The sequence below is a fragment of the Pontibacter anaerobius genome (assembly GCF_026241195.1).
Taxonomy (GTDB): Bacteria; Bacteroidota; Bacteroidia; order Cytophagales; family Hymenobacteraceae; genus Pontibacter; species Pontibacter anaerobius.
This window is the reverse complement of the sequence record NZ_JAPFQO010000016.1, coordinates 16,399-27,483: the sequence shown is the minus strand read 5'-3', so window position 1 is coordinate 27,483 and position 11,085 is coordinate 16,399. Positions and strand designations below refer to the sequence as shown.

Annotated in this window: 5 protein-coding genes; 4 read left to right on the top strand and 1 reads right to left on the bottom strand. The window is 52.9% G+C overall.

Annotated features, from left to right (window positions below; all coding sequences use genetic code 11):
- Positions 1-7: 7 nt before the first annotated feature.
- The 4 genes from sov (at position 8) to OO017_RS19310 (ending at position 10,069) form a co-directional block, all read left to right on the top strand.
- Positions 8-7,180, top strand: coding sequence for a T9SS outer membrane translocon Sov/SprA (gene sov / locus OO017_RS19325; protein ID WP_266054352.1), 7,173 nt, complete (start codon positions 8-10; stop codon positions 7,178-7,180).
- Between the two features lie 59 nt (positions 7,181-7,239).
- Positions 7,240-7,620 (top strand): glycine cleavage system protein GcvH, encoded by a 381-nt coding sequence (gene gcvH, locus OO017_RS19320; protein WP_266054351.1) that lies wholly within the window; start codon positions 7,240-7,242, stop codon positions 7,618-7,620.
- 60 nt (positions 7,621-7,680) lie between these two features.
- The gene (locus tag OO017_RS19315) at positions 7,681-8,016 is read left to right on the top strand and encodes a VanZ family protein (protein WP_266054350.1); all 336 of its coding nucleotides are present in this window, start codon (positions 7,681-7,683) and stop codon (positions 8,014-8,016) included.
- Positions 8,017-8,764: 748 nt separating this feature from the next.
- Positions 8,765-10,069 (top strand): M28 family metallopeptidase, encoded by a 1,305-nt coding sequence (locus OO017_RS19310; RefSeq protein WP_266054349.1) that lies wholly within the window; start codon positions 8,765-8,767, stop codon positions 10,067-10,069.
- Between the two features lie 69 nt (positions 10,070-10,138).
- Here the strand turns inward: OO017_RS19310 and OO017_RS19305 are convergent, their stop codons facing one another.
- Positions 10,139-11,020 (bottom strand): YicC/YloC family endoribonuclease, encoded by an 882-nt coding sequence (locus OO017_RS19305; RefSeq protein ID WP_266054348.1) that lies wholly within the window; start codon positions 11,018-11,020, stop codon positions 10,139-10,141.
- Between the last annotated feature and the right edge of the window lie 65 nt (positions 11,021-11,085).

Here is an 11,085-nt window from a genome sequence, read left to right as displayed (position 1 = left end):
TCCTATTTTGATCTGGAAAAGTAAAAAGCACAACCTGCTGCTTGCCACGGTTGCTACTGTATCTTTGCTGGCCTGGTGGTCGCGGGCGGAAGGGCTACGTGTGCCGGATCAGAAAATTCTGTCTACTTTTCAAGATTTCCTATACTGGCAGGATACCGTTCGCCAGGACACCGCAAAATATATCCCGAGCCGGAAACCAACCTTTGTTCCGTCTGACCGCCGCGGTAGTCCGTTCGGTACCCGTAGCAGTAACTCGCCGCTGTTGCTTGGCCAACCAAGCAACCTGCAACTTAACGTAGAATTGGACGACAGCCTGCAGCTCTACAATATTACCGAGACCATTGGCGATAGCGTGCTATACCGTACGCCCTCCTCCATGTCGATGCGGGAGTACTCGGAGTGGCAGCAGCGCGAGGCCATCCGCAACTACTGGCGCGCCAAGTCTGCCGGCCTGGATGGCGAGAGCGTAGTGAGCAGCAACCGCCTGATTCCGAAGCTATACATCAGCCCGGTGTTTGACCGCATCTTTGGCGGCAACTACGTGGATATACAGCCGAATGGCAACGTGTCGCTGAAATTCGGCGCACGCTTTAACCGCAACGAGAACCCCACTATACCGCTCAGCCAACAGCGCACCGGCGACTTTGACTTTGAGCAGAACATCTCCCTGAACCTGGTAGGTAAAATCGGCGAGAAAATGCGCCTTAACTTTAACTGGGACAACAACGCCAACTTCGACTTCGAGAACAACATGAAGCTGGATTATACCGGCTACGAAGAGGAGATCATACGTAAAGTGGAAGCCGGAAACGTAAGCCTGCCACTCAATAACTCGCTTATTACAGGTGCCCAGAACCTGTTTGGCGTAAAGGCGCAGCTGCAGTTTGGCCGCTTGGGTGTTACCACCATTGCCTCCAGCGTGCGCGGTACCAATGATGAAGTCGTGATTCAGAACGGCGGCCAGAACAAACCATTCGAGATCAGGGTAGATAATTACGATCGTGACCGCCACTTTTACCTGTCGCAGTTTTTCAGGGGGCGTTACAACGAAGCTCTTAAGAACCTGCCACTCGTAAACTCCGGCATCGTTATACGGCGCGTAGAGCTATACGTAACGAACAATAACCGCGCAACGGAGAACCTGCGCAACATAGTGGCCTACATGGACCTTGGTGAGGCCGATCCTTACCGCGAAGCCTTTGACACCGGCAGGCCAGCCACAGCCCCCGCCGATAACCAGGCCAACTCACTCTATAGCCAGATCTCTCCACAAAACAGCGCCGCCCGCAGCAACTCCCGCGTGGATGCCTACCTGCAGTCGCTGGGGCTGGAGAAAGGGATAGATTTTGAGCATGTGCGTGCCCGTAAGCTGGAGCCAAACGAGTATAAATTTAACCCACAGCTGGGCTATATATCGCTTAACTCTGCCCTGCTACCCGACCAGGTACTGGGTATCGCTTTTGAGTATACATACAACGGCAAAACCTACCGGGTCGGCGAATTGATGGATAATTACCAGAACCTTGAGTCTGACCAGGTTATTCATATGAAATTGCTCCGCGCCACCAGCCCTTCTCTGAACTACCCCACCTGGGACCTGATGATGAAGAACGTGTATGCGCTGGATGCAACACAGGTAAACCGCGAAGACTTTAAGCTGCAGATTGTTTACAAGGATGATGAGACCGGTGTAGACCTGACGAGCTTAAAAGAGCCAAGCCCGATCCAGAACATCCCATTGGTGGAAGTGTTGAACCTGGACAATGTAAACTCGAACAACGATAAGCCAAGCGACGGCAACTTCGACTTCCTTCCCGGCATTACCATCGACACAGAAAGCGGCAGGGTATACTTTCCGCAGGTGGAGCCGTTTGGCGATTACCTGGCCAGCAAGCTGGAGGGCTACCCGAACCTGGTAGACCAGTATGTTTTCCAGGAACTATATGAACAGACGCAGACCGATGCACAGCAGAATAATGTAAAGGCGAAGTTTTACATAAAGGGTAAGGTACAGTCTACCGCAACGGATGAGATTATGCTGCCGGGCTTCCAGATTGCGGAAGGCTCTGTAGTGGTATACTCTGGAGGCACCCGCCTGCAGGAGGGCACTGATTACCAGGTATTTTACGACCTGGGCCGCATCAAGATCCTGAATCCTAGTTACCTGAACTCAGCCAACGACCTGCGTGTAACCTATGAGAAGGCCGAACTGCTGAACATACAGCCACGCACCATGCTAGGCGCCCGTTTCGACTACCGCCTGAACGATGACGTGAACCTGGGCGCCACCGTGCTGCACCTGAACGAGCAGACCTTCATTAACCGGGTAAGTATAGGCGACGAGCCGACCAACAATACCATCTACGGCTTTGATGTGAACATGCAGAAGGAGTCCAGGATGCTGACGCGCTTTGTAGATGCCATTCCGCTGATACAGACTAAAGCTCCCTCGCTGATCACGTTCAGTAGTGAGTTTGCGCAGCTGGTACCGGCTAAGTCTAAATCCAACGCCAACGAAGACGGCGCTTCATACTTAGACGACTTTGAGGGAGCCGAAACGCCTTACAGCCTGGGTGGCTTTACCAATAGCCCCTGGCGCGTGGCAGCCACCCCTGCCCCGCTTATACCTGGTCAGGGTCTGGAGTACTCCTACAACCGAGCTAAAATGGCCTGGTACACCATAGATCAGATCTTCTACCGCGATAATAACAACCTGAAGCCCGATAACATCACGGATGAGGAGCTGGCCAACCACTATGTGCGGGGCGTGCGTCGTACCGAAATCTTCCCGGGCCGCGATGCAGAGGTATCTAACAACTATGAATATACGTTTGACCTGGCCTACTATCCGCGTGAGCGTGGCCAGTATAACTATAACCCGAACCTGACGCCGCAAGGGCTGCTTGCCGGAGACCCGCGCAACAACTGGGGCGGCATCAGCCGCGAGATCTCCTTCGACACCGACTTTGATAATGCCAATATCGAGTATGTGGAGTTCTGGTTGATGGATCCGTTTTTGGAAGGCCCCAAAGGCAGGGACGGTGCCTTTGGCGGCAACATTAACAGCCAGGATCCGGGCCAGCTGGTACTGAACCTGGGCAGTGTGTCAGAAGACATCCTGAAAGACAATGAATACGCTTTCGAAAACGGCCTGCCAGCCGATGCCGAAGATGTACAGAACCTGGAAGAGACGATCTGGGGCCGCGTAACGCAGCAACAGTTCCTGACAGATGCGTTTACAGGTATACCCGGCGGCCGGCAACTGCAGGATATTGGCCTGGATGGTTTGAATGATGCAGATGAGGCCAGCTACTTCCGCAGCTCCTTCCTGAACCGCATACCAGGCACGCCGCCGCAATCTATAATAGACGACCCTTCGGCTGATAACTTCTTCCACCACCTCGACCCGGTGTATGACCAGCAGAATGCCGGTGTACTGCAGCGCTATAAGAATTTTAACGGCATGGAGAATAACTCTCCGGAAAACAGCCGCTTTGCCAACTATACTTTCCCTGATAAAGAGGACCTGAACGGCGACAACGTCATCACGGACCTGGAGCAGTACTACGAGTATAAGATAAACCTGGCGCCAAGCCAGCTGGAAATAGGCCAGAACTACATAGTAGATAAGGTAGAAGGCGAAGAAGGTACCACCTGGTACCAGTTTCGGGTACCGGTGCGCCAGCCAACCAATACAGTAGGCAACATCAACGGCTTCAAATCCATCCGTTTTATGCGCCTTTACATGACCGGCTTTGCTGACCCGGTGGTGCTGCGTATGGCCCAGTTCCAGTTTGTAGCCAACCAGTGGCGCAAGTTCGACCAGCCGCTGACAGAGGGTACGCCCTGCCTTACCTGTACCGACGATGCCCGCAGCTTTACCGTATCCACAGTTAATATAGAGGAGAATGGGCCGGAGAAACAGGTTTCGGAGAACGATATACCATACGTGGTTCCTCCGGGCATCAACCGCCTGCGCGATTATGCCTCTACCAACGACCGCCGCCAAAACGAGCAATCGCTGCAGCTGTGCGTAGAGGACCTGAAAGATTCTTTCTCGAAAGCCGTATTCAAGAACATCTCCCTGGACCTGCTGGCATATAAGGAGCTGAAGATGTTTGTACATGCGCAGTCGGATGAACCGGGCATTCAGGACGGTGAAATGCAAGCCTTTATCCGCATCGGCACAGACTTTACCCAGAACTACTACGAGTATGTGGTGCCGCTGAAATTCACGCAGCCGGGCAGCAACACAGCAACCTCCATCTGGCCAACCGAGAACGAAGTGAACATACCGCTGCAGGACCTGGTAGACGCCAAGGCAGAACGTAACATGAATGCCCCGGGCAACATCTTTGTACCTTATACTGTAACCACTGCCGACGGTAAGCTGATACGCGTGGTGGGAAACCCGGATTTTAGTGAGGTGGAGGGAATCATGATCGGTATCCGAAATCCATCCGAGGCAAACGCCGATGCGCGTCCGCACTCGGCCTGTATCTGGGTAAACGAGTTACGTGTGGCTGACTTTGTGAACCGAACCGGCTGGGCCTCTAACGCGCGCCTGAATGCGAAACTAGCCGACTTTGCCAACGTAACCGCTACCGGTGCCTATACTACCGTGGGTTTTGGAGGACTGCAGCAGCCACTCTCCCTGCGGTCCCGCGACGACATCGCCCAGTTTGATGTAAGCGCCAACATGGTGCTGGATAAATTCCTGCCGGAGCAGTGGGGCGTTAAAGTGCCGATGACGGTGCAGTATGGTGTTACTTCTGCCGAGCCGCAGTACGACCCGCTGGACAAAGACATGCCCCTGGAGCAGTCGCTTACAAAGTTTGATAACGATGAGGCCCGCGACGAGTATAAAAAAGAAGTAATTACCCAGGAGACGCGCAAAAGTATAAGCCTGCTGAACGTGCGCAAGGAGCGAACAAACCCAGAGGACAAAGTACGGGTTTACGACATCGAGAACTTCGCCCTCTCCTACTCTTACTCGGAGCGCCTGTTCACCAACATCGAAACAGACCGCGACTATACCAAAACCTATACCGGTGGTATTGCTTATACTTATGACAACACCCCGAGAAGCTACCAGCCTTTTGCCAAAAGCGAAAAGCTAAACTCGCCATACTTGCGCCTGATCAAGGACTTTAATTTCTCGCTCTTGCCAAGCCGCTTCTCTTTCCGGGCTGACCTGAACCGTTTCTATAATGAAACCTACCTGCAGCGCCCTGACCCTGAGACACGCTTTGTAACTACCCGTGGTATAGAGCCGGTGTTCCAGAAGTCGTTCTTCTTTAACCGCATTTATGACATGCGCTGGGACCTGACCAAAAGCCTGTCGCTGGATTATACTGCCACCAACCGCTCCGTGATAGATGAGCCGGATGGCCGCATCAACAGCGAGATAGACTCCCTGGAGTATAAAAACAAAACCATCCGGGAGAACCTGTTGGAAGGCGGTCGTAACACCAACTTCAACCAGTTGATTGCCCTGAACTATAAACTGCCATTCGACAAGTTTCCGCTGACGGACTGGCTGAGCGCGGACACCCGCTACGCCACCACCTACATCTGGACGGCGGGCTCCACAGCCCTGAACCAGGATACTACTTTCAGGCTGGGCAACACTGCCGAGAACAACGTGGAGTTCAGCGTGAACGGCAGAGTAGACCTGGTGAAATTATACAACAAGGTAAAATTCCTGAAAGCCGTGAACTCGCCGACACCGGCCAAACCAGCACAGGCCGCCGTTAATGACACCACGGCTGCCAAGGCACCGGCTGACCTGAAGTTACTGAAAGGCCTGGCACGCGTGCTGATGATGACGCGCACCCTGAACGTGACCTACCTGGAGAACCGCGGCTCCATGCTGCCGGGCTATTTACCGGACACGGAGTTCTTCGGGTTTGATGATGAGTTTAACGCGCCGGGGCTGCCGTTTATACTTGGCAAGCAGTATGAGTTGAGCCAGTTGTACAGCAGGGCCTACAACAACGGTTGGTACACCGACAGCAGCCAGTACCTGAACACTCCGTTCAGCGGCATCTACAGCGAAACTTTTACCGGCCGTGCCAACCTGGAGCCGTTCCGTAACTTTAACGTGACAGTGGATGTGCGCCGCGCCAAGTCTGAGATAGAGGAAGTGTTTTACCGCAAGGAGTTTGATGACTTCGGAGACGTAGGCACTGTGGACCAGCGCCAGAATCCGTTTACCTCCGGCTCGTTCAGCACCTCGTTCCTGGCACTGGGAACTTTGTTTGAGTCTACAGAGGATGGTTTATCAGATGCCTTTGAACAGTTTATACGCAACCGCCATGTGGTGCGCGACAGGCTGACAGATGCCAACGCCGCCGCAGGAGATTCAGGTTATAGCCTCAACTCGCAGGAGGTGCTGCTTAAGTCGTTCCTGTACGCTTACCAGGGCCGGGAGATAAACGGCTACGAGGCCAAGGCTGAGAGCCCGTTTAGCCGCCTGCCGATACCTAACTGGAGCGTAACCTACAACGGCCTGGAGCGCCTGCCGCTCTTCCAGAAATGGTTTAGCCAGATCAGCATACTGCATGCCTATAACTCCAGCTACAACATTACCAGCTACTCTACCTCGCTGGCTTACCAGCAGGAGCCGAGCGGTTTCCCTACACAGCTCAACGAGTTCGGGCGCATAGAGCCATACTACATCGTAAACCAGCTGACAGTGGTAGAGCGCCTGGCCCCGCTGCTGGGCGTTAACTTCCGGACAAAGACTAACCTTACCGGCCGACTGGAGTATAAGCTGGAGCGAAACCTGTCGCTGAACCTGACGAACGCACAGATAACCGAAACGAATGTGAAGGACTACGTAGTAGGCTTTGGTTACAGCACCACCAGCTTTAAGATACCGTTTACCAGCACCACGCTGGATAACGAGCTGACCATGCGCCTGGACCTGCAGGTGCGCGACAACCAGACGGTGCAGCGTGCCATCTCTACCGACGACACCGGCACGGAGCGAAGCCAGAACCAGATAACCAACGGCACACGCCAACTGCAGCTGCGCCCTACCATAGACTATGTGCTGAGCCAGCGTCTGAACCTGCAGTTCTATGTGCTGCGCACGGTGTCAGATCCGAAGATTTCCACCTCGTTCCGCAACAGTGTAACCGAGGGAGGCGTTCAGCTGCGGGTAAGCCTGCAATAAAGTTTTGGCATTCGGAAAAAGGCCGTATTTTTGAAAAGTAATCTAAAAACACATATCACATGAACCTACCTGAAAACCTAAAGTATACAAAAGACCACGAGTGGGTGCGCGTAGAAGGCGACGTAGCTTACGTTGGCATCACTGACTTTGCTCAGAGCGAGCTTGGCGACATCGTTTACGTTGATATCGACACAGTAGACAAAGACATCAACCAGAACGATGTGTTTGGTACTGTTGAAGCCGTAAAAACTGTTTCTGACCTGTTCAGCCCACTAACCGGCACAGTGCAGGAGTTTAACGAGAAGCTGGAGAACAACCCGGAGCTGGTAAACTCTGACCCATACGGCGATGGCTGGATCATTAAAATGTCTATCAGCGAAGCTAGCGAAATCGACGGTCTGCTGACAGCTGATGGTTATCGTGAGGTAATCGGTCAATAATAAAATACAGGAATAGGTTTGATACTACGTTACAATCTATTCACTTTCATTTGGGCAGCAGTGATCTTACTGACGACACTGCTGCCCTCTTCTTCCCTTCCTCCTACCCTCTCTATCTGGGAGCTCATTTCTTTCGATTCGTTTGCGCACGCCTTCATGTTCAGTGTGCTTTGCTTCCTGATGATCGTGGGCCTTTCCAAACAGTATACTTTCCCGCACCTGCACCACTATGCTATCAGGGCCAGCCTGTTTATCAGCTCCTTATTCGGCATTTCCATTGAGCTGATGCAGCATTTTTTCATCTATGGCCGCCAAGGCGATATTATCGATGTACTCGCTAACACGATCGGGTGTTTGCTGGGTATTGTGCTGTTTAAGCTGATTTATGTGTGGTAGCGGGAGTAGTTAGACTTAAGCTGCTGCCCTTTTCCTGGCGCAAGTATTTGTAGTTGTTCCTTACTTATGAAACCAAGTCTGGGACACGACTTACTTACAGAGCCATATTTATACTTCCCCAACTCTGGTGGCGCAAGTCTTCAGACTTGTGTCTTACAATGATGTTGCGTTTGTAACTCAACTGTAGCCATACTTTATACTTTGGCTATACTTTATACCTGTCAATTTATACTTTAGTCGCTGCTTCCTGCAATTTGAACCAAGCTATCCTTGCTAGCTGCTGTTAATCCACAGCCTTATGAACCCATCGTTTCATTTCTAGCCTTGGCTCCCTCAGCCCGGGAGGGCTCGTCTTCCCGCATCGCGCTGTGTACATTTCCTTTGCTCCTGCGTCGCAATTTCGCTGAAGCGAAACCGGAAATCTACAAGGCGCTCAACGGAAAGACTGGGATCAGTTCGATAGCCGTTGCTATACCACTGGGACCGGACTCCCTCTCCTGTTTTGGGGTAGGGGCCCTCGAGAAAAGGAGAGGGCTGGGGAGAGGTATGATTCCCCTCCTTGGACAAGGAGGGGCAGGGGTGGGTTTACACCTTCGTAGGGACAGGTCGCGACCTGTCCGCGCAACGGCAGCAACCATGCAACTTATACTTTACCCACAGCAATAACGGCCCTACGCCTTACCCATAGAGGGCCAATGGTAGTTGCCCTCCTGCGCCTACACTACGGATTATCCCTTATCTTAGCACTATGAACAAAATTTTCACTTTCCTGCTGACCCTTTGTCTTGCTGCTCCCACTCTTCTGCAGGCCCAGGACATGGCGCGTGCACGCCAGACCTTAGATACGCTTACCTCCCAAAGCATGTATGGCCGCGGCTATACTTTCGAGGGGGATTTAAAGGCCGCCCTGTACATCAAGAACCGGTTTGATGAGATGGGGCTGCAACCACTGGAAGGCCAGTCATACTTTCAGGAGTTCAGTTTTCCGGTAAACCGCATTGTGAAGACGCCGCAGCTGCAGGTAAACGGCCGGACGCTGGTGCCGGGGCAGGATTTTGTGGCCCGGTCTTCCTCAGCCTCAGGAGCGGGTAAGGCTAAAGTGCTGCCGCTGGATACGCTCGTCTTTACCGATGCCAGGGTAGCCCAAAAGTTCTTCCGTAAAAATTTCACGAATAAAGCCCTGGTATACCCGCAGCAGGAGCAGAAGCGGCTGGCCCAGCTGCCGGCGCCTTACCAGCAAAAACTGCAGCAGGCAAAAGTGCACATCATACTTCAGCCTAAGAGCCTGCTAACCACCGTAGCAAAGCAGCAGGAGGCGGTGCCCGTGCTGGAGGTGCTGCAAAACGCATGGCCGCAACAAGCAGAGAAAGTATACTTTACGGTGCAGGCCGACCTGAATCCGCAGCACCAGACACAAAACGTAATCGGCTTTATACCGGGTAGCCAACAGCCGGACTCCGTACTGGTGTTCTCAGCCCACTACGATCATTTAGGTAGCCAGGGCAAGGAGGTATACTTTCCGGGTGCGAACGATAACGCCAGCGGCACCACCATGCTGCTGGAACTGGCGCAGCACTACAGCCGCCCCGAAAATCAGCCAAAGTATAGTATGGTGTTTATCGCCTTTGCCGCCGAAGAAGCCGGTTTGCTAGGTTCGTTTCACTATGTACAAAACCCGCTTTTCCCACTTCAGCAGATTTCCTTCCTGCTGAACCTGGACCTGCTGGGCACCGGCGATGAGGGCTTGATGGTAGTGAATGGCAAAGTACACGAGCAGGAGTTCGGTCTGCTGCAGCGCTTGAACGAGCAGCACCACTACCTGCCCCAGATCAAGAGCCGGGGCAAGGCCGCTAACTCCGACCATTACCCTTTTTCAGAGGCAGGCGTACCGGCATTCTTCTTTTATACCTTGGGTGGCACTGCCGCTTACCACAACCCGCAGGACCATGCCGCACAGCTACCGCTCACTAAATTCCCGGAGGTGTTTAAGCTGATAACCAGTTTTGCGGAGGCGCTGATGGCAGATGAAATAAATCAGGAAGAGATAAACTAAAAAGGCGAAGGCGCTGCAAAACTATTGCAGCGCCTTCGCCTTTTATACTTTGTAAGCTATACTTTATACTTACAGGATGTTGTTGATCTGCTCCTTTATCTTCTCCAGTTCCTCCTTCATCTCCACCACATGGTGCTGAATGGTGGCATCGTTGGCCTTGGAGCCGATGGTGTTAATCTCGCGGCCAATCTCCTGCGAGATAAAGCCTAGCTTCTTGCCGGTTGGCTCTGGCAGGTATACTGTTTCGGTGAAGTAGTGCAGGTGGTTTACCAGGCGTACCTTCTCCTCGGCAATATCGAGCTTCTCCATGTAGTAGATCATCTCCTGCTCAAAGCGGTTCTGGTCAAAATGCTCGGAGGTGGAGATCTCGGCAATGTGGCCACGGATGCGGGTCCGAATGTTCTCCATGCGCACCGGGTCATGCTTCTCTATTTCGGATAGCAGGATTCTGATACGGTCGATGTAAGACATTATTTCCGCCGTAAGCGCCTTGCCCTCATCTGCCCGGAAGGTATTTATACTTTGCAGCGCCTCCTGCAGCAGCGGCTGCACCAGGCTCCACTCAGCTTCAGCGGTTTCTTCGTCCTGCTCCTCCTGCTGCATCACCTCCGGCATGTGCAGGGCCAGCCTGAAAAGCTCTCCCTTGTCGGCTCCCAAATGGTCGGCTACCTCGCTTAGGTCTGTGTAGTAGGCCTTCAGCAGCTCCTTGTTCACCGTGTTGCGCGCCTTCTGCGTTCTGTTTTTCGTGAACTCCACATTTACGCTCACCTTGCCACGCACCAGCGCCTTCTGCACCATGTTCCGGATCTCATACTCTTTATCAGAAAGCACTTTCGGGGTACGCACGCTCAGGTCCATACTTTTGGAGTTGAGCGAGCGGATTTCTACGGAGATACAATACTGGTCGGCATCGAGGCGGGCACTGCCAAAGCCTGTCATGGACTGCAACATAAGCTCTTTATAAAATGATACTTTGGCAAATTAGCTATAATTATTCAGATTTGCGCAGCCAGCGC